18 protein-coding genes and 1 tRNA gene are annotated in these 20,353 nt (G+C 55.2%); 13 read left to right on the top strand and 6 right to left on the bottom strand.

Annotation, left to right across the window (positions count from 1 at the left end; all coding sequences use genetic code 11):
- Window positions 1–196: 196 nt before the first annotated feature.
- The 3 genes from FY156_22610 to FY156_22600 all read right to left on the bottom strand — a co-directional run bounded on the left by FY156_22610 (window position 197) and on the right by FY156_22600 (window position 2,860).
- Window positions 197–1,486, bottom strand: a complete 1,290-nt coding sequence (locus FY156_22610) for an ABC transporter substrate-binding protein (protein UXS04274.1) — start codon at window positions 1,484–1,486, stop codon at window positions 197–199.
- 33 nt (window positions 1,487–1,519) lie between these two features.
- On the bottom strand, window positions 1,520–2,107 hold the full coding sequence (locus FY156_22605; protein UXS04273.1) for an ANTAR domain-containing response regulator: 588 nt from the start codon (window positions 2,105–2,107) through the stop codon (window positions 1,520–1,522).
- Between the two features lie 87 nt (window positions 2,108–2,194).
- On the bottom strand, window positions 2,195–2,860 hold the full coding sequence (locus FY156_22600; GenBank protein UXS04272.1) for a GntR family transcriptional regulator: 666 nt from the start codon (window positions 2,858–2,860) through the stop codon (window positions 2,195–2,197).
- Between the two features lie 265 nt (window positions 2,861–3,125).
- Between FY156_22600 and FY156_22595 the strand changes: the two genes are divergently transcribed.
- The 6 genes from FY156_22595 (at window position 3,126) to FY156_22570 (ending at window position 10,441) form a co-directional block, all read left to right on the top strand.
- Window positions 3,126–4,367 (top strand): divalent metal cation transporter, encoded by a 1,242-nt coding sequence (locus tag FY156_22595; protein UXS04271.1) that lies wholly within the window; start codon window positions 3,126–3,128, stop codon window positions 4,365–4,367.
- Window positions 4,368–4,389: 22 nt separating this feature from the next.
- Window positions 4,390–5,157, top strand: coding sequence for a LamB/YcsF family protein (locus FY156_22590; protein ID UXS04270.1), 768 nt, complete (start codon window positions 4,390–4,392; stop codon window positions 5,155–5,157).
- Window positions 5,158–5,167: 10 nt separating this feature from the next.
- Window positions 5,168–5,977, top strand: a complete 810-nt coding sequence (locus FY156_22585) for a putative hydro-lyase (GenBank protein ID UXS04269.1) — start codon at window positions 5,168–5,170, stop codon at window positions 5,975–5,977.
- 7 nt (window positions 5,978–5,984) lie between these two features.
- Window positions 5,985–7,607 (top strand): 5-oxoprolinase/urea amidolyase family protein, encoded by a 1,623-nt coding sequence (locus FY156_22580; protein UXS04268.1) that lies wholly within the window; start codon window positions 5,985–5,987, stop codon window positions 7,605–7,607.
- Window positions 7,604–9,334, top strand: a complete 1,731-nt coding sequence (locus FY156_22575) for an acetyl/propionyl/methylcrotonyl-CoA carboxylase subunit alpha (GenBank protein ID UXS04267.1) — start codon at window positions 7,604–7,606, stop codon at window positions 9,332–9,334. Before FY156_22580 ends, FY156_22575 begins: the two co-directional genes overlap by 4 nt.
- A gap of 225 nt (window positions 9,335–9,559) precedes the next feature.
- The gene (locus FY156_22570; GenBank protein ID UXS04266.1) at window positions 9,560–10,441 is read left to right on the top strand and encodes a DMT family transporter; all 882 of its coding nucleotides are present in this window, start codon (window positions 9,560–9,562) and stop codon (window positions 10,439–10,441) included.
- A 35-nt stretch (window positions 10,442–10,476) separates the two neighbouring features.
- Here FY156_22570 and FY156_22565 read toward each other — a convergent pair whose 3' ends face one another.
- Together FY156_22565 and rocF are read right to left on the bottom strand one after the other, a co-directional pair.
- Window positions 10,477–11,532 carry an ornithine cyclodeaminase gene (locus tag FY156_22565; GenBank protein ID UXS04265.1) on the bottom strand — a complete coding sequence of 352 codons (1,056 nt, stop codon included), beginning with the start codon at window positions 11,530–11,532 and terminating at the stop codon, window positions 10,477–10,479.
- 14 nt (window positions 11,533–11,546) lie between these two features.
- Window positions 11,547–12,467 carry an arginase gene (gene rocF, locus FY156_22560; protein ID UXS04264.1) on the bottom strand — a complete coding sequence of 307 codons (921 nt, stop codon included), beginning with the start codon at window positions 12,465–12,467 and terminating at the stop codon, window positions 11,547–11,549.
- Window positions 12,468–12,596: 129 nt separating this feature from the next.
- Between rocF and FY156_22555 the strand changes: the two genes are divergently transcribed.
- From FY156_22555 to FY156_22525, 7 genes are all read left to right on the top strand, one after another.
- Entirely contained in the window at window positions 12,597–13,034 is a 438-nt protein-coding gene (locus FY156_22555; protein UXS05211.1) for an Lrp/AsnC family transcriptional regulator, read from the top strand.
- A gap of 101 nt (window positions 13,035–13,135) precedes the next feature.
- A tRNA-Gln gene (locus tag FY156_22550) sits at window positions 13,136–13,209 on the top strand.
- Window positions 13,210–13,447: 238 nt separating this feature from the next.
- Window positions 13,448–14,617, top strand: a complete 1,170-nt coding sequence (locus FY156_22545) for an SH3 domain-containing protein (protein UXS04263.1) — start codon at window positions 13,448–13,450, stop codon at window positions 14,615–14,617.
- A 286-nt stretch (window positions 14,618–14,903) separates the two neighbouring features.
- The gene (locus FY156_22540) at window positions 14,904–15,239 is read left to right on the top strand and encodes a DUF488 domain-containing protein (protein ID UXS04262.1); all 336 of its coding nucleotides are present in this window, start codon (window positions 14,904–14,906) and stop codon (window positions 15,237–15,239) included.
- Between the two features lie 78 nt (window positions 15,240–15,317).
- Window positions 15,318–16,220, top strand: coding sequence for a hypothetical protein (locus tag FY156_22535; GenBank protein ID UXS04261.1), 903 nt, complete (start codon window positions 15,318–15,320; stop codon window positions 16,218–16,220).
- Window positions 16,220–16,735 (top strand): hypothetical protein, encoded by a 516-nt coding sequence (locus FY156_22530; protein ID UXS04260.1) that lies wholly within the window; start codon window positions 16,220–16,222, stop codon window positions 16,733–16,735. Before FY156_22535 ends, FY156_22530 begins: the two co-directional genes overlap by 1 nt.
- Window positions 16,732–18,777: an AAA family ATPase gene (locus FY156_22525; protein ID UXS04259.1), complete on the top strand. Its 2,046-nt coding sequence runs from the start codon at window positions 16,732–16,734 to the stop codon at window positions 18,775–18,777. The genes FY156_22530 and FY156_22525 overlap by 4 nt, the downstream gene beginning before the upstream one ends.
- 76 nt (window positions 18,778–18,853) lie before the next feature.
- On the opposite strand, the gene FY156_22520 is transcribed toward FY156_22525, so the two are convergent.
- Entirely contained in the window at window positions 18,854–20,182 is a 1,329-nt protein-coding gene (locus FY156_22520) for a tyrosine-type recombinase/integrase (protein UXS04258.1), read from the bottom strand.
- Window positions 20,183–20,353 lie beyond the last annotated feature (171 nt).

Below are 20,353 nucleotides of genomic sequence, written 5' to 3'. Positions count from 1 at the left end.
GTTGACCGGTGTGATTTTATAGAAGCAAAGAGCGTGCCAGTTTTTTCAAATTTTCATAAGCAATTGACATTTAAGGGTTATTTATCGGAATCGGAGCAATGCCTGTTTTTTAATCGCAGAAATATCCGCCTGCAATTTGTGCTCGCCATGGAAAAGGGCGCTTCAATTTTGCGCAGGTCGCAGCTTGCGATGGCAATCAGACCTCGCTGCCAGCCCCAGACGTTCCGGTGCTGCGAACAGTAAAACCGTCAACATAGCTCTCGATCTTGGCGGGATCGAAAACGAAACCATCGAGAAAACGGTCTCCTTCTTCTGCACCCTCAATCCTGATATCAGTGCCTTCAGGCGCGGCATCATCGCCGAGCGCCAGGCGATAAATGTCCGGCCGATATGCGGATGTCGCCGCCTTTACGCCAGCTTCAGAAAAACTGGCCTGCCCCCACCGGATCATCTGGCTATAAATCCAAAGCGCCTGGCTCTGGCGGGGATAATTTGCGTGACCTTCGTGAAACACGAAATACTTGTCAATCACCCGCTGATTGCCCAGGCTGTCGATGCTGAACTCTCCAGCAAGTACGCGACGAATGATGTTCTCGGGTGCATCGATATACCGTTTATCCGCCAAAGCTCTACTAAGATCGTCATGATTTTCCGGCTTGTCGCACCATATGGCGGCCGCATCGAGAGCGAGCAGAAGGCGGGACACCGTTTCCTGCTGACTATCTGCCCATTCCGGCCGCATACCGATGACTTTTTCCGGCGCCGACGGCCACAGATCCTGCTTGGCAGCGACGATGCGGCCAACACCGCGTTCGGCAGCAACGATATTCCATGGTGCGCCGACACAAAATCCATCGATCGCACCTGCAGCCAAGGCGTCCGAGGTCAAGGGCGGCGGGACGACCACAAGCTTCACATCGTGATCGGGATGGATGCCTCCAGCAGCAAGCCAATAACGAAACTCGTAGTTATGCGACGAAAATGGATAGGTCATGCCAAGCGTCGGCTGAGGCTCTCCCCTCGCCCGCATGTCATCGAGAACACGTTTCAAGGCAAGCGCGTTGTCGAGCGCTCCTGCCGTTTCAGAAATTCCAGTCAATGCCTTCATGCGCGCAAACAGGCGCGTCGATAGCGTAATGGCATTACCGCCTTTGCCCAATGAAAAGGGCGTAACAGTTGGTGACGGGTTCGAACCGAGCTCAAGCATCGAAGCGACAGGCATTGGCGAGAGCATATGGGCGATGTCAAACTGGCGGAACGCCAGGCGATCGCGCACATTGGCCCAGGAAACATCCTTGACGAGATCGAGAACAAGCCCTTCGCGCTCTGCAAAACCGAATTCAGCTGCAGCGATCAGAACGGAAGCGTCGACAAGCGGAATGAACCCGGCGCGCAAGGTTCTCTGCCGGTCGTCACCGATGATCGCCGGAGAGGCAACGTTCGCTATATCGCCGCTCGTGCCGGGTTCCGTTCCATGCCCAGTCATACCGTTCACTCCACATTGTCGCCGGTCCGGCCGTTACATCAGCAGACCCGCAGCCGTGACCACGCTTTGCGCAATCTCGGAGATTTTTTTCTTTTCATTCATTGCCGTCTGGCGCAGCAGCGCAAACGCCTCCTCCTCGGAAAGGCCACGCATCTTCATCAGAATGCCCTTGGCACGTTCGATGAGCTTGCGGTCCTCCAATGCCGATTTGGCATCGGCCAGTTCTCGCTGCAGACGGCTGAACGCGTTGAAGCGGCTAACCGCCATATCAAGGATGGGCTTCACGCGCTCCTTTTTCAGACCATCGACGATATAAGCCGACACGCCTGCTTCGACCGCAGCCTCAATGGACGCCGTATCCGACCGGTCGACAAACATCGCGATCGGCCGCCCGACCGTGCGGGTCAGTTGAAAAAGGTGCTCCATCATATCGCGATTGGGATTTTCCAGGTCGATAACGATCACATCCGGCTGCAGCGTCTCGATGGTTCGCGCCACGCCATGCACCTCGTGAATGACGGTGACACGGTGATGCCCGGCTTCGCGAAGGCCCTCCTCGATAATGGAGGCGCGGATCGCATTTTCATCTATGACAAGAATGGTAAGGTCGCGAAGCGTCATAACCGAATAGATGACGCACCGCAGCAAACTTGGCAATCACGTCGAACGCAAAATCCGGCAAACGGACAGCGCCGTTTCAGGAAATCGTCAGGACGCGTATTCCACGGCACGTTCCAACGCCTTCAGAACCGTACGCTCGGAAAGATTGAGGTAGATGTCCATTTCATCACCAGCCTCACCCGTCCGCCCCTCTTCTACGAGGGAAAGGATCTTGTTGTTCATGTCCACAAAAGGGGAGTGAAGCATCTCGGGGTCTTTCAAAAGCCCGAAACAAAGGCGCAGTTCCGCAGCGATCCGCTCGTAAAAATCGCTCAACCTTCCGCTATCGAGAAGATCAACAACGGCGGCATGGAATTTCATATTGGCGCTGCCAACTCCGTGCCAATCGGCCTGGTCGCGCTTGACCTTGGCTTCCTCGACCGCCTTGCGCATGATCTTCACCGCGTGGTGTTTATGCCATGCCTGGCGCAGCGCACCGGATTCGATCATGCGGCGCACGCGGTAGATGTCTATGACCGATGCCATCGAAGGAACGGCGACAAAAACGCCACGGTTGGCCTCGTGACGCAAAAGGCCGTCCTTCGTCAGCAGACGAAAGGCTTCGCGCAAAGAATTACGTGACACGTCAAAACGCTCACTGAAGGCTGCCTCGGAAAGACGCTGGCCAGGCTTCAGTTCACCGGAGATCAGCAGAATGCGAATATCCTTGGCCAGTCGATCGGCAAGCGGCAGACCTTCCACAGTTTCCGTCATGACGCTCCTTTCCAGATAACAAGGCAGTGCGGGAGACCGTGGCGGCGGTTGCGGACACGGTTACGATTGCCATTAGCACAAACACCGGGCAAAGCACGCAAAATTGTGATGAAACACTCAGCACAACGTCCAACAAACAAGCATATTAAAAGAACAATATGATATGATTGTTGAACAATATTGACAATTTTGCAGAACGCGACAAGATTGTCCTCCATAAAGCATCCGCGAGGGGCGGATCGCAGCACAGGATGGGAGAAAATCCATGCAGCAAACGAAGCTCGCACAGAGCGTCGACACCATACGATCCCGGCGTTCATCCTTGATGGCAGCCATCTTCCTGATGGCCACATCGGCCATCGGCCCTGGCTTCATCACGCAAACCGCGACATTCACCACGCAATTGGGTGCCGCTTTTGCATTCGGTATTCTTGCGTCCATCCTGATCGATTTTGTCGTACAATTGAATATCTGGCGGATCGTGACGCTGACGCGCATGCGTGCTTCCGATATTGCCAATGCTGCAATTCCCGGCTCCGGTTATCTGCTTGCAATTCTCGTCATCGTTGGCGGCCTGTTCTTCAACATTGGCAACATCGGCGGCACTGGCCTTGGCCTCAATGCCATCTTCGGCCTTGATCCAAAGATCGGCGGCGCGATCAGCGCCTTGTTCTCCATTGCCATCTTTGTTTCCAAACGCGCCGGAATGGCGGTCGATCGCTTCATCATCTTCGCAGGCATCCTGATGATCGCGCTCACCCTCTATGTCGCTTTTGTTTCTCAGCCTCCAGTCGGTGATGCCTTCCGGCAGACTTTCCTGCCCGACACCATCAACTTCGCAACCATCACCACCATTGTCGGCGGCACGGTCGGCGGCTACATCACCTATTCCGGCGCACATCGTCTGCTGGATCGCGGCATGGTCGGCATCGAAAACCTGCCGGCCGTCAATCGCGCCGCTCTGACGGGCATCGCCGTCACCGGCGTCATGCGTTATGTCCTGTTCCTTGCCATCCTCGGCGTCGTTGCCAGCGGCATTGTCATCGACACCTCCAGCCAGGCGGCAAACCCGGCGGCGCAGGCCTTCCAGCACGCGGCTGGCGATCTTGGTTACAGACTGTTCGGCGTCATCTTCTGGGCCGCAGCCATTACAAGCGTCATCGGCGCGGCCTACACGTCGGTGTCCTTCATCACCATTTTCAAGCAGGACATCACCGAGCGCGCCCGCAACCTGGCGACCGTTGTTTTCATCGCCATCTCGCTTGTCTGCTATCTGCTCATCACCACGCCTCCCGCAGCAATGCTGGTCTTTGTCGGCGGCCTCAACGGCCTCATCCTTCCAATCGGCCTCAGCATATTCCTGTTCGCCGCTTGGAAACGTGAAGATCTGATGGGTGGTTATCGCTATCCACGCTGGCTGCTGGTCCTCGGCGTTCTGACCTGCGCCCTGACATGGTACATGGGCTATAAGTCCGCCGGCACGATCTTCGGCCTGCTTGGCCTGTAATACGACAAAAGGGAGAAACGACATGGCCGCCATCGACCTCAACAGCGACCTCGGAGAAAGCTACGGCGCATGGAAAATGGGAGATGACGCAGCAATGCTCGCCGTCGTTTCCAGCGCCAACATCGCCTGCGGTTTTCATGCCGGCGATCCGGCCGGTATTTACCGCACCGTCAAGGCTGCTGCCGAGAAAGGCGTCGTGGTCGGCGCGCATGTCTCCTACCCGGATCGCGTCGGCTTCGGCCGCCGCGATCTCGATACCACCTCTGAAGAACTGATTGCCGATGTCATCTATCAGATCGGCGCGCTCAAGGGCGTTGCCGCCGCCGCCGGCACCACCGTTCGATATGTCAAACCCCACGGCGCACTCTACAATCGCATCGCCAATGATGCGAAACAGGGTCAGGCTGTCATTGATGGCATCAAGGCAGTCGATCCGTCCCTCGTATTGATGGGGCTTGCAGGCGCCCCCATTCTCGATCTCGCCCGCAGGGCTGGGCTGGCCGTCGTCGCGGAAGCCTTTGCCGACCGCGCCTACACACCGCAGGGCCAGCTGGTCTCGCGCCGCGAAGCAGGCGCCGTTCTGCACGACACCACAAAGATCGCGGACCGTATGTTGCAGCTTGCCCGTGAGGGTACCCTCGAAGCCATCGATGGCAGCATCATCAAGATCGAAGCACAGTCTATCTGCGTTCATGGCGACAGCCCAGGCGCGGTTGCAATCGCGCAGGAAATCCGCCGCCGCTTCGAAGCGGAGGGCGTTGAAATCCGCTCGTTCGTTTCAGACGTCTGAGGAGCAGCACATGACCATTCCCACCTCCTTCCTCAAACACACGAATGCGCAATCCGCACGGGACGCGCGTGCTACCTATCGCGGCGGCCTCGTTCAGCCGACATCTGGCGTTGCCCCCGGTTTCACGCAGGCAAACATGATTGTCTTGCCGCGTGACTGGGCATTCGATTTCCTTCTTTACGCGCAGCGTAATCCGAAGCCATGCCCCGTACTCGATGTCTCCGACCCCGGCTCACCGACAACCCTGCTTGCGCCTGGCGCGGACCTGCGCACCGATCTGCCGCTTTATCGCATCTGGCGTGACGGGAAACTCGTCGAAGAAACAGCAGATGCCACTGCAGCCTGGGCCGAACGTGACGATCTCGTCGCCTTTCTGATCGGCTGCAGCTTTACCTTCGAGACACCCATGGTCGAGGCCGGCATCGAAATCCGCCACATGACCGACAAGACCAACGTACCGATGTACCTCACCAATCAGCCTTGCCGTCCCGCCGGTCGCCTTAAAGGCAATATGGTTGTCTCCATGCGGCCGATCCCGGCATCCCGTGTTGCCGATGCTGCGACCATTTCCGGTCGTTTTCCGGCCGTTCATGGTGCGCCGGTGCATATTGGCGCGCCGGAAGAAATCGGTATTGCCGATCTCTCCAAACCGGAATTTGGCGATGCGGTGCGTATCGAACCCGGCGAGGTTCCCGTCTTCTGGGCGTGCGGCGTCACCCCGCAGGCAGCCGTCATGGCGTCCGGCGTTCCCTTCGCCATCACCCATGCACCGGGCCATATGTTCATCACTGACATCCCCGATTCTGCCTATCATGCGTGAGGACAGCATGCGTTATCTTCCCGTCAGCCTCACCACCCTGCTTGTCGAACTGGCCGACCTTGACCAGACGCTTGCCTTGTTCGCCTCTCTCCAGGCAGACCCGATCGAAGGGATCGACGAAACGGTTCCGGCAGCGCGGACGCTGATGATCCGTTTCCACCCGGATAAAATCAGCGCCGAGACACTGGCAGCCCGGATCGCGACCCGCGACCTCTCGGCCAAGATTGCTCCTTCCGAAAATCTCGTCGAGATCCCCGTCCATTACGACGGTGAAGATCTTGGCGATGTTGCCGAACTAACGGGTCTGAGCGTGGAAGAAGTGATCCGCCGGCACACTGAAAGCGAGTTCACTGTCGCCTTTTGTGGTTTTGCCCCCGGTTTCGGTTATCTCGTAGGCGGCGATCCCTCACTTCACGTCCCGCGTCGCCAAAGCCCACGCACCCGTATTCCCGCAGGTTCCGTCGCGCTCGCCGGCGCCTTCAGTGGCGTATATCCGCAAAACAGCCCGGGTGGCTGGCAGATCATTGGCACAACGCCGTCGAAGATGTGGGATATCGACCGTGATCCCGGCGCACTTTTCCAGCCCGGTTATCGCGTCCGCTTCTTCGATCTGAACAAGGCAGGCAAGACGGTATCCGTTGCTGCGCCAACGCCGCGTAAAAATGAGACGGAAACAGACAGAACAGCACCGCACTTTGAAGTGCTCGCCGCACCGATGCCGGCACTCTTCCAGGATCTCGGCCGCTTTGGCCAGACTGGACAGGGCGTTTCGGCGTCCGGCGCACTTGACCAGAGCGCTTTCAACGCCGCGAACCGTATTGTCGGCAATCCCGCCAATACACCCTGCCTCGAACTGACGCTCGGCGGTTTTTCATTCAAAAGCTCAAGCCGGACTGTCATCGCCACTGCCGGAGCGCTTTGCCCGATCACCATCAAGACTGCAGCCGGGCACACAATCTCTGCCGAACCCTACACAGCGGTATCGGTAGATCCCGGCGATCTCGTGAGCTTCGGCCAGCCGCCCAAAGGCATGCGTTGCTATCTTGCCGTGCGCGGCGGTTTCAAGGTTGATCCGGTCCTTGGCAGCTTTGCCACCGATACCCTGGCCGTTGTCGGTCCGCAGCCCGTCACGGCCGGTTCAATTCTCTTCCTCAATGGAGAGACGTCTGGCCTCGCCAGTCTCTCAATCGACGAAATCCCGGCTTTCAACCCACCTCAGCCCGGCGATGTGGTGACGCTCGATGTGGTCCTGGGACCGCGCACCGACTGGTTCACACAAAAAGGTCTCGACACACTGACAGGCCAGCTATGGCAGGTAACGCCACAGTCGAACCGTGTCGGCATCCGCCTTTCCGGCGAAATCCCGGTTGAGCGGAAAGATAGTGCGGAATTGCCAAGCGAAGGCACGGCAACAGGCGCCATTCAGATACCGCACAGCGGCCAGCCGGTCCTGTTCCTCGCCGACCATCCATTGACCGGTGGTTATCCGGTCATCGGCGCGGTCGCCGAATATCACCTTGACCTTGCCGGCCAGATCCCGGTCAACGCAAAAATCAAATTCCGGCCCATTGGCCCCTTCGCCGAAATTTCGGCGAGCGTGAACACAGAATTCCGAGGAGAACAGCGATGAAGAAAGTCCTGATTGCCAATCGTGGCGAGATCGCGGTGCGCATTATCCGCGCCTGCCGCGACTACGGCATCCAGTCGGTCGCCGTTTACGCCGACCCGGATCTGGACGCACTCTTCGTGCGCCTTGCAGATGAGGCTTATGCGCTGGAAGGTGTACGCCCCGCGGAAACCTATCTCGACATTTCCAAGCTGATCGCCATTGCAAAACGCGCTGGCGCCGATGCGGTACACCCCGGTTATGGTTTTCTTTCCGAGCGTGCCGAATTCGCGCAGGCAGTGCTGGATGCGGGCCTGACCTGGATCGGCCCCGAGCCCAAGGTCATCGAGGCACTGGGCGACAAGGTGGAAGCACGCCGCATTGCCACCAGTGTCGGTGCGCCGTTGGTGGCAGGCAGCGACGGTCCGGTCTCCTCCTCGGCAGAAGTTATCGCTTTTGCCGAAGAATACGGCCTACCGGTCGCCATCAAGGCAGCACATGGCGGCGGCGGTCGTGGCCTCAAGGTTGCCTGGAAGATGGAAGAAATCGCCGATCTCTATGAATCTGCCGTCCGCGAGGCAACGGCCGCTTTCGGCCGCGGCGAATGTTTCCTCGAACGTTTTCTAGACCGGCCACGCCACATCGAAGCACAGGTCATTGCCGACAAGCACGGCAATGTCCTGGTTCTTGGAACGCGCGATTGCTCGCTGCAACGCCGCAACCAGAAACTGATCGAGGAGGCGCCAGCACCGTTCTTGTCTAAAGAGCAGCGTCAGAAGATCCATGAGGCCGCTAAATCGATCTGTGCCGCGGCAGGCTATTCGGGTGCCGGCACAGTCGAGTTCCTGCTTGGCGTCGATGGCACGATTTCCTTCCTTGAGGTCAATACCCGGCTTCAGGTCGAGCACCCTGTCACCGAAGAGACCACAGGCATTGATCTGGTTATCGAGCAGTTCCGCATCGCCGAAGGCGAGACCTTGCGCGTGCTGGAAACGCCCGAACCACGTGGCCACTCCATGGAATTCCGCATCAACGCCGAAGATCCTGGCCGTGGCTTCCTTCCGACCCCAGGCGAAATCACTCTTTTCGATCCGCCATCCGGCCCCGGCATTCGTATGGACAGCGGGGTCGTCAGCGGCTCCTCCATTCCAGGCGTGTTCGATTCGCTGATGGCAAAGCTGATCGTAACTGGTGCCAACCGCGATGAGGTTCTGCGTCGCGCCCGGCGCGCGCTGAAGGAATTCCGCATAGAGGGCGTGGCGACCGTGCTGCCGTTCCACCGCGCAGCCATCAACACCGAAGACTTTATTGGTTCTGACGGTTTCAAGGTGCACACGCGCTGGATCGAGACGGACTTTGCCGCCATGCCAGACGCGATGGAGCGTCCAGAACCGGCCGTTGATCCGTCCATGACCCGCACGTGGATGGAGATTGACGGCAAGCGCATATCCGTTGGTTTGCCGAACATATTGCTATCAGCTCTCGGCACGGCCGGACGTATAGACACCGCCTCAGCCGAAACGAATGGCCAGAAAAACGACGACGGCGTCGTCGCACCCGTTTCCGGAACTCTTCAATCCTTCAAGGTCGAGGATGGCGCCACGGTTGCCGAAGGCGATCTTCTGGCTGTGATGGAAGCCATGAAGATGGAGACGCAGATCACGGCGCCCCAGGCAGGCAAGGTCCGCCTTCTAGCCAAAGAAGGAGACTATCTGCAGGCAGGTGCAACGCTGCTTCAGGTTCTGAACTGATCATTGCGTCAGCCTGGCCGGTCAGCCAGTCTCCGGCAGCGCAAGATAAAATTGCAAGAACATGGCGTGTTGCCCGCAAATGGCGGGTGACACGCTTGCATGGCTGCCATTCACAAAATAATGTTGTCTGACAAGCGATTTCAGGGAAAACATCAATCCTGAATATTGCTGCCCCCACTGCATGTCACATTTATAAGCGGCGATAGCCGGACAACGAGTTATTTAATGCCGTCACAAAAAACCGGTTATCTTTACGCGCTTACCGCCTTCACCATTTTTGCGGCACAGGACGGCATCTCCAAACATCTCGGTAGCGCCTATCCGCCCGTGTTTGTTGCGATGTTGCGATACTGGGCCTTTGCCGTTTTCGTGTTGTTGATGGCGGCAAGATCACCGGGCGGCATTCGCGGCGCTGCCATGGCAAATCGACCTTGGCTCCAGATCAGCCGTGGTGTTCTGCTGGCAGTGCAGATTGTGTTTTCAATCTTTTCCTTCGCGCTTATCGGGCTGGCACACACTCATGCCATTGTCGCTTCCGCACCGTTGATCGTAGCAGCCCTTTCCGTGCCGTTGCTTGGTGAGCAGGTCGGCTGGCGGCGCTGGTGTGCGATTTTTGTCGGGTTTATCGGCGTTCTCATCATCTTGAAGCCCGATGAGAGCGGTTTTGACAGCACCCTCCTGATCACTTTCATGGCCGCTTTCATGCTGGCTCTCTATGGCGTTCTGACGCGCCTCGGCAGCAAAAGCGACACATCAATGACGAGTTTCTTCTACACCGGTGTCGCCGGTGCTGCTGCGTTGACCTTCGTTGGCCCATTTTACTGGGTCGAACTTGCGCCCTATGACTGGGGATGGATGCTGGCGCTCTGCATAACCGGCATGAGTGGACATTATTGTCTGATCAAGGCGTTCGAGCTGGCAGACGCGGCCTCCGTCCAACCGTTCTCTTATTATCAGCTCGTGCTGGTCTCGATTCTCGGCGTCACGATGTTTGGCGAGGTCTTGAGCGCCAACATGGTCATCGGCGCCGCAATCGTTATCGCTGCTGGCCTGTTCACCATATGGCGCGAGCATGTGCTCGCCCGTAAAAATCGACGCGGCGCCTAAACCGCCGCGCCCTTCGCTCTCATCAGGGACAGCGTTCAAGCCATCGCGGCTTCACAGCGCAACAGCATGCCAAACAGATCCCGTGGCTCATCCGGGTCCGCCAGAAGGTCCAGTTCGGCGTAAAGGCCGGTGGACGGCAGTTTTGAGCGCACGTAACGCAGTGCTGAAAAATCCTCGGTCGCGAAACCGACGCTATCGAAAAGCGTGATCTGCCCTTCGGAGCCTCGGCCTTCCTTCAACCCGGCAATCACCTGCCACAGTTCGATAACCGGGTAATCCTGCGGTAGCTGCTGAATTTCGCCCTCGATGCGGGTCTGTGGTGGATACTCGACAAAAATATCGGATCGCAACAGAATATCCCTGTGCAGTTCCGTTTTACCGGGGCAATCGCCACCAACTGCGTTGATATGAACACCAGGCCCAACCATGTTATCGGTCAGGATCGTCGCATATTGTTTGTCTGCGGTGACCGTCGTGATGATATCGGCGCCTTCGACCGCATCCTCGGCGCTCTCGCAAATCTTGATCGAAAAGCCTTGTCCCTGAAGATTACGGGCGCATTTTTCACTCGCCGTGCGGTCTATGTCGAAAAGACGCAACTGATCGACGCCGAGGATCGCCTTGAAGGCCCGCGCCTGGAACTCGCTCTGCGCACCATTGCCGATGATGGCCATGGAACGAGCATTCTTGCGAGCAAGATGCTTTGCCGCAACGGCCGAGGTCGCCGCCGTTCGCAATGCAGTCAACAGGGTCATTTCCGTCAGCAGCAGCGGATAACCATTACCGACATCGGAAAGCACGCCAAAAGCGGTCACGGTCTGCCGGCCTTCCCGCATGTTTTTCGGGTGACCATTGACATATTTGAAGCCATAGAGCGTTCCGTCACTCGTCGGCATCAACTCGATCACACCCTCCTTGGAATGAGACGCGATACGCGGCGTTTTATCAAAGCTCTCCCAGCGGATGAAATCTTCTTCGACGACATCGGCGAGTTCACGCAGAAACGTATCGATGCCGACACGCAGCACCAGCTTCATCATGTGGTCGACACTGACGAAGGGCACGATGTTAAGATTAGGTATTACGGTCATCTCAAGTCCTCCTGTCAGCCGGCGCGTGTGGGGCGATCCATGACGCGCTTGCCCAGGAGGCTCGCGGCGAGATCCACCATGAGGGTTGCCGTCCGGCCGCGCTCATCCAGAAACGGGTTCAGTTCTACGAGATCGAGGCTCCCTACCAATCCGCTGTCGTGCAGCATTTCCATGACGAGGTGCGCCTCGCGGAACGTCGCTCCACCCGGCACGGTGGTGCCGACGGCTGGCGCAATGGCAGGATCGAGAAAATCGACATCGAGGCTGACATGCAGCACACCGTTCGCATCGCGAACCCGCGCCAGAAATTTGCGCAGCAGCACGGCAACGCCATGCTCATCGATAGCGCGCATGTCATTAATCGTAATCCGGCTCTGCTCAAGTGCGGCGTTTTCAGCCGGATCGACGCTTCGAATGCCGATCATGCAAATATTCTCTTCCAGAACCTTGTCCGGCAGGGGCGGGAAATAACCATCAAAGCCCTCTCGACCGCTGAAATAGGCAACAGGAGTGCCATGCAGATTGCCGCTGCGTGTCGTCTCAAGCGTATGATAGTCGGTATGCGCATCCAGCCAGAGAACAAAGAAAGGCCGTCCGCTCTCGGCAATGCGACGCGCCATACCCGCGACCGTACCGGCAGAAATCGCATGGTCACCACCGAGAAATATCGGCATGGCATCTGCGCTCTCGCGATAGGCTGCCTCCATCAACGCTTCCGTCCAGGCAACAGTTTCGCTCAGATGGTGGACCGCAGGATTGGGATGGTCGAACGTCTTCATGGGCGCTGGTGCGATGTTGCCCACATCGACGACCTGATGCCCAAGATCCTCCAGAGCACGGACAAGACCGGCAATGCGGAACGCGCTCGGTCCCATTTCGCATCCCAGTTGTCCCGCCCCGATTTGCAACGGTGCGCCGATAAGCTTGATATCCATGTGGCATTGTTCCCAGTGACGACTGTTACAAGTGAACCATAAAACCGCTGGCAAATTGAATAGATAATATTGGCAAACATATTCAATGCGCATATCATTTTGGAAAATAAACTTATCAAAATGATCATCATGGACACGTTGGACGAAAAGCTCGTTACCCTTCTCAGACACAATGGCAGGCGCAGTATTTCCGATCTGGCGATTGAAGCCGGCGCATCGCGTGCGACTGTCAGGTCACGGATCGAGAAGATGGAGGCCGAAGGGACGATCATAGGTTACACCGTGATCTTGCGGGCCGATGCGGTGGAAGCGGCTGTGCGCGGCATCATGATGGTAGAAATCGAAGGACATGTCACCGACCGTGTGATTCGAACGTTAGGCGGCTTCCCTGAAATATCCGAGATCCATACGACCAACGGGCGCTGGGACCTGATCGTTGAACTCCACGCCGCCACCCTGAGCGATCTGGATGCAGTCCTGCGACGTATTCGCCTTGTTCCAGGGATCACAGGAAGCGAAACCAGCCTGCTGCTTTCCACCCCGCGCTCCACCCGAGCAAGGCTCTAGGCAAAAGATTGTCCCAAAACTCATTTTTCGACTTGCGCCCTGAAATAAATCATCTATATGACGACCCACCAAACGCAAACGCGCTTCGCGTCTCGGGCTTTTGGGGAATAGTTCAATGGTAGAACAGCGGACTCTGACTCCGTCGATCTTGGTTCGAATCCAGGTTCCCCAGCCAATCTTTTTTCAGATAGAAAAATCAGTGAGTTAGGTTGCATCGCGTACCTCAGGGAGTACCGCATTATGTACCTCAGCCCTTGGTCTGCACTTAAACGCCATCTCGCCTTTACAATCGTTGTTAGAGGTGACTTTTTTCGAACCCAGCGACTTTCAATCCGTGAATTTGGGTTCCGGCACTAGCCCGACACTCGCGCCTGAATATACTGGTTGGGGGCATCTAGAGGGTATTGCGGGATATGAATACGGCGTCTTGTTTTGCGGTAACTTTTGCGTCCGCGTGCTTCTTGCTGAGCAACCCTGCCTCAGCTCTCACATTTTCTGTCGAGCCTGTGGACGCTTCGAAGTCCATCATCCTTGTATCTGGAGTTTTCGAACCTTCCGAGAATTTTGGGCAGTTCTTGTTACTAGCTAGAAGCGTTGGCGACAAAGCCGCGATAGTCAGCTTCAATTCTCCCGGGGGAAACCCCTCTAAAGCGATCGAACTTGGCCGCCTCATCCGTACTCTTGGCCTCCCCACATTTCAGTCGCGGGGCCTTGAGTGTGCTTCCGCGTGTGCTCTCGCATTCATGGGCGGCGTAGTAAGGGCGGCAGAAACGGGGTCGATAGGCGTACATAAGTCATCGTTCTCAGACGCTGCCTCCATTTCGGTCGATGACGCGGTGTCATACATCCAGCATCAAACAGCAGAGACCATAAGCTATTTGTCCGATATGGGAGTCGATCCAGCTCTGCTGCAATTGTCTCTCCGGTACGAAAAAGACGATATGCGCTATCTTTCAAAGAGCGAAATGGCCCAGTATCGCGTCACGAATTTGGACCTAGGCGGCGGAACCCCTTCAGACCAGAGGTTGGCAGCTGCCGATAAAGGCGACAATCGGGACAGCAAGGCGCTGCCAAGCTTTAGGATTGCAGACGACGATGCTCGCTTCCAAATCCCATTGGCGAGAACCGGTCTTCTACGCGTTCCTAAAGGTAAAGAGTTCTTGAGGGCGGGAGAGGATCAATCGTCAGAAAAGCTTCTAGGATTGCAGAACCGGGACCGCGTTGAGATTCTGTCTGTTGGTGAGCGCTGGTACAAAGTACGGGCGAACGGCAAAGAAGGGTATCTGCACCACAACTGGGTTAAGGTGGATCAGTTTCTAAAGCAGCCGTTCGAGAACCGTTACATTCAAATCAAAAGCTTTGATAATTACGCTGAGGCTGAAGCTTTCGTCGCGGCATCTAGCCTGCCATCCACCGCCTATCTGGCCAGCAACAAGTGGTATGCGGTAGCGTTGCAGAAAACTTTACCGCCAGACAAAGCTGCCGAGCTTCTCAAACAACTGAAAGAACAAAAAGCGGTTCCAGATGACGCCTTCATGACAGTCGGCAACACCTACGTGAAAAGCGTGTGCTGCTCGAACTGATCCTGCGTCAAAGCGCTTGTAAGTTCTTCCATGCCCACTCGAAAAGAAAAAGCCACGGCATCGCTGCCGTGACCCTTAATCTAACCCTGATTGGACGTTAGATGCTTGCCGCTCGCTATGCAAGCCGCACTTAAAGGTATTTGGTCAAAAAACTATTCACTCATTGCAGCGATTTTCAGAACCCTTTCAACCACCTACAGTCAACCTACTCACACGTGAGTTAAAACACTGAAAATTAATGATTTTATCCTGTTGACGGCGTAATTTCTTTGGAGTCTAAGCGTCATTGTTCTCACAGTTAGCAGGCTTCGCAAAAGCCGACGATTTAGCGTACTTCCTCAAAGAAATTTGCGGTGTGCAGTACGTCCATCAGCCACTTCTTGCGCCAACGGATGATATTCTCAAAGCTTTTAAACGCGACAAAGGCGACTGGAGGATTTACGAAAATTCGTTCTTACGCTTGATGGAAGAGCGCCGGATAGAAACACGGTTAAAGCCCGATATGTTTTTGGGCGGCTGCCTGCTTTGCTCCGAAGACAAACCGCATCACTGCCACAGGAAGTTAGTATGTGATTATCTTAATACTAAGTGGGACGGTGCCTTGAAAGTTCGCCACCTTTGATGAGAAAAATGTGGCAATGCATTTTCGTGTATAGTTTCAAACATCACCTTGCTAGCCACTAGGTAAGGACTTCAATTAATGTATCAGAGAGTTTGGGACCCCATCCACTGGCAGACCTATGCACTCTCACTTGTCCAGGTGCTCCACGGGTTCACCAATGTTCAGCGTGTACCAGACAAAGTCCGAGGCGACGCGGGGCTAGAATTTTTTACGACCACCAACTGCATGTATCAATGCTACGCGCCCCAAGACGATACCGTCGCCAAGGCCTCGGACGCCATGAAGAAGAAGGCTACAACAGACCTCGCCAAGCTGCAGCTTAATAAACAGTTCCTGTCGGAATTGTTCGAAGGGAAAAAATTTGATCGTTGGATTTTGATGTGTCCGTTCGTTGATGACAAGAAAGTAATCAACCATGCCCGCGCTCAAGGTCGGAAGATAGCGAAACTCGCGCTTCCATTCATAGCATCGGACTTTGAAGCCCTCGTCCATTGCCAAGAAGACTTCAAGGTTCAGATCGAGCAGCTAAAAGCCCTTCCCATTGCTCCGCACGTAGATTTGCCTGCCCCGACACCTGAGATGGTTGCGGCCCATATGGGGACTTCGCTTTCGGAGACAATGCGTTCCAAGTTGGACAGGGCGTTTCCTGAGAGCAACGAACAGCAAATTTTGAGGCGTACGGAAGTCCACACTTTGAATCATATAAAAGGTAGCAACATGCTCGACTTTCTACGCCAACAACATCCAATGTTGTGGGAAAGAGCTGTAAGCACAATCTCGTCCGAGGAGGAGCGCCTTGAGGCAGTCGGTGCCACTGGTGCGGGGCCATCTGATCAATTGCGCAACAGTCTGGATCGCATCGAGGACGGATTGAAGCGCGACGTACCTGCGTTGGCGTCATCGACGGTCAATCAAATTGCAAATGGAACTTTGGCAGACTGGCTCATGCGCTGTCCCCTCGACTTTCCTGAGGCTAGGTAATGAAGCACTCCACCGCCGACAGCAACAACTCAGGTCCAGAAGGGCTGCTGCCACAAAAAACGACCTTCAGCTTTATTAAACGACCTGTACCGGTCCCCGGCGACATGAGGATAGGATGGCGCGTTAGCGCTCTATTGATTGTGTTAAATTGCTCGCGCGCCCAACGTTCGTCTTTGGCTCGCCTTTACATATTGAACGACGCGTTGATTAACCCCGGGAAAAGGGAATTGCTATCCGATATACTTATTGGGGCCGCGGCACCTCGACGCTGGCGGCTTAGCATCGAGCCTGCTTTGGGACGGACGTTGGATTTGATGGCGGGCGAAAAGCTCATCGAATGGTGTCGGGTGAATGACCGCCTCGGAGTCACCCTCACGACCAGAGGACGAATTTCAGCATCGGTGATCTGTGCAGAAAATGAAATTCTCGCCGACGAGCGACTTTTCATCGAAGGCGTATCAAAGCAGCTCACAGAGAACTTTACAGAGACTTTCATTAAGGCTTCCAGCACATGAGATTGATAATTCGCTGCATCTCTATGCAAGCGCAAACGGCTTCCAGCACATACGTCGCTGACATTCCGCTAAGTCGTGGCTTCAATTTGATTGCTGCCGACAACACCTCTGGAAAATCAACTGCGCTTCAGGCCATCATCTACGGACTTGGGCTTGAGCGCATGCTTGGCCCAAATCTCGACATTCCTTTTGCGCAAGTTATGCGAGAGCGAATTCGCGAAAACAAAACAGCAGCTTACGAAACACTGGTCTCGTCTCATGTCCGTCTTGAATTGGAAAACGAACAAGGCGCGATATTGAAAATTCATCGCGATGTAGTTGGCGGCCATGATAGGAAGCTAGTGCGTGCTCAGCTACTCGACGGCGATGGAAAAGAAACGCAACGAGATTTCTTTCTCCACGACAAGGGCTCCGCCCAGAACCCGGACGGATTTCATAATTTTCTCTGTAGCTTTATCGGCTGGGATTTGCCTCCAGTTATCACATTCGATGGTCGCGAAATTCCGCTTTACCTCGAAGCGATATTTCCAATGCTTTTTGTCGAGCAACGGCGTGGCTGGGGAGTGGTGCAAGGACCATTCCCGACACACCTCCGCATACAGGACGTAGCCCGCAGAGTAATTGAGTTCCTGATTGATCTTGAGGATGGAAAGAGACGAAGACGGCGTCTGGACCTTAACAAACAATTACTAGCGATTCATTCAGCTTGGTCGACTACTCGAGGAGAGGTGCTCGATCGACTGGGCAACTTAGTGCGACTATCCAACATCCCCACCCGCCCAAATGAAAGCTTCAAAGGAGAGGACGGCATCTCGATTGAAGTTTACGATGGCGATGAATGGCTTCCGTTGTCGCAAGCCGTACTAGCGGGTTATTCAGAGCTCGAAGACCTTGAAGCCAAGGAACTTCCCCAAACCGACGATATCGCTCCAGAGATCGAGCGCGAGCTTGCAGTTACTTACGCTCGGACCGAGGAACTTAGCGCGAAGATCGAGCATTTGCGAAACGAAATGGCGGCAATTAGGGAGGATGCGACGGAATACCGGAAACGTGTTTCCTCACTTGAAGTAGACCTCGTGCGAAATCAAGATGCACTCAAACTAAGACGTTTTGGCTCAAGCTTGGGCACCTCCGCAGTCGAGCATCTCTGCCCAACTTGCCATCAAGAATTAGACGCAGAATTACTCCCCCAGCACGCGCACACCAAAGGGATGGCAATCGAAGAGAACATTAGCTTTATAAGGTCTCAAATCGAACTTTACACCGCAACAGCCACCGGCTCTGATCTCAGAGCTACAGAGCTCAAAATCATCTACAATTCGACGACAGATGAGCTGAAGGACAGTACGGCCCGCATTCGCGAGCTTCAAAATAGTTTGAGGAAGCCAAATAGCTCTCCGTCGAGAACGTTGATTGAGAGAATTGTGCGCCTTCAGGCCAAACTCAATCGATACAATAATATGACGGACGTTGCCCATGCCTTTTCTTCGCAGTTCGAAGGGCTTGCGAGTGAGGCAAAACGTATCTCGGATGAGCTATCGAGCTTAAAAGGAGAAGGACTGACTGACGACGACAAACATAAAGTTCGTATAATCAAAGAGCTTCTTCAGAAGAATTTGTCGCTATTTCATTTTTCCTCCGTTCCAACCAGCGACATTCAGGTTTCATACGAAGACTTTCGCCCTTTAGCTTTGATTACCAACGATGAGGGCGCGACAATCGTCCGCGAGCTTGGCTTTGAAATGTCTGGAAGCGACGGCATCAGAATGAAATGGGCCTACTATCTCAGTCTGCTAGGCCTCTCCGTGGAAAAAAAGGTGAACCATCCACACCTCCTAATTTTTGATGAACCAGATCAGCAGGCGATAGAACACCAAGACCTCAGCGCGTTTCTTACAAAGGCTTCGCAATGCGGGAGTTCTAGCCAAATTCTTGTCGCGGCGACAACAGAGAAGGTCGAAGCTTTCCTGCCGCAACTGCGCACTGCGGGGGCTAATGTCGTTAATTTTGGTGGCTACGTGCTCGAGAAAGTCAAAAACTAATTTGAGCAACTGCGAGCAAGTGAACACCATGTCTCCCTGGAAGCCCTCCCCTAGGACGCGTCAGAGCATACGACGATTACGTTGAAGGTAACTGCACAGCCTCAACACATTGAGCCATTTGTTCCATCGTGAGGCCTCCAAGATACACGCTTGCGGCCACACTCTGTGGCTTGTGACCGACTACGATCTGAACCGTCAACTCAGGTTGACCAGCCTGAATCGCCTTAGTGACGAACCAGCGCCGGAAGGAGTGGAAATTGACCCGGTCCCTTCTCTTGCCCTCAACGGCATCAGTGACACCTACAATTCTTCGATAATAGGTAAACGCCTTCACCGCTGGCATCGAACGCTCTTGAGGTTTGTCGGCAGCAACGGGAGGACATTCGGGAAACAGATCGTCCTCTGGCTGTTTACCCTCGACGAGGCGTTCTATAATCGATTTCAGGCCGCTGTGGATCGGCACTTGGCGCGATGCCTTTTCCCGCTTCTGAGGTTTAAAGCGAAAGTTCCCGCTATCGGTGATGTCCTTGCGTTTTAGGCTAACGATGGCGTCAATTCTGGCTCCCGTAAGAGCGCCGATGAGCATGACGTCCTTTAGGTAGGATTGGTTAGGCTCCCCCGCGAAGAGCTTGATCATCTCTTCATCGGTGAATGGACGCTCCTTCTCATCCTCCGTAGGCTGAACCTTCGGCAAGGACTGACGGGACCACGGAGAGCTATCAAGCTCGACATAGCCGCGCTTCTCCAGCCAGAACCAGAACTGAGACAAGCAAGACAGGTACTTATTGATGGTCCGATTTGTAAGTGGCCTTTCCGCACTAGCTGCAAGGTCACCTATGAATTGGCCCGCTTTTCTTCGTGTAATGGCCTCGATAACAAACGGCACACGGTTTTCCTTACACCAGTCCTCCAGTGCCGTGATCGCTCTGCTGTTGTCGCTTTTGGTACGAGGCGACCACTTCACCTGAGCGTGAAAGAGGTCGAGCGGCTCGCGGATTGGAGTTTCCTTGCCGAGAGCGACCCGAAGAAACTGCCCCGCCTTTTCCTCGCTCTGTCGGTCGAAGATCGGGCTGTCCGTCTCTTCATCCACTCCAACCTCTCGACCCCTTATCTTGTCGGCAACCTGATAAATGCCCTCGGTCTCCAGCTCGACCGCCTCACTTTCCCCCTCTTGTGACTGGAGGCTGGTTCGCAGATCGAGGGCGAGGTTTGTCAATTCTCTACTCGACATGGAGGGCACTGCGGAAAGGCCGGTGACCACCGCCTTCGGAAGCCTCCCAGCTCGGGCTGCTTCGATCATGGTAAGAAACTCGGCCACAACCGCGTGTTTCCGGCGCTCAGCTTCTGCTTGGCTATGGGTTTCAAGAGAACGCTTCAGGCGTGTCTTGCCTATGATCTTGACCATGTCTCGCGGCACAGGGACAGAAACCCTCCAACCGCCGTTATTCATCTTCTCAAGGTATGCTGGAGCGCGAGTGCGAGACAAGTAATGTACCTCAAAATGCCCTTCGATATGTACCCTACCCGTATGAAATTACTTATTCTTTTGCAACATCAAATCGTTATGCTCGTACCC

The organism is Agrobacterium tumefaciens, assembly GCA_025559845.1.
GTDB lineage: Bacteria > Pseudomonadota > Alphaproteobacteria > Rhizobiales > Rhizobiaceae > Agrobacterium.
Note: the sequence above shows the minus strand (reverse complement) of the source record. Positions and strands in the feature narration are given on the sequence as shown.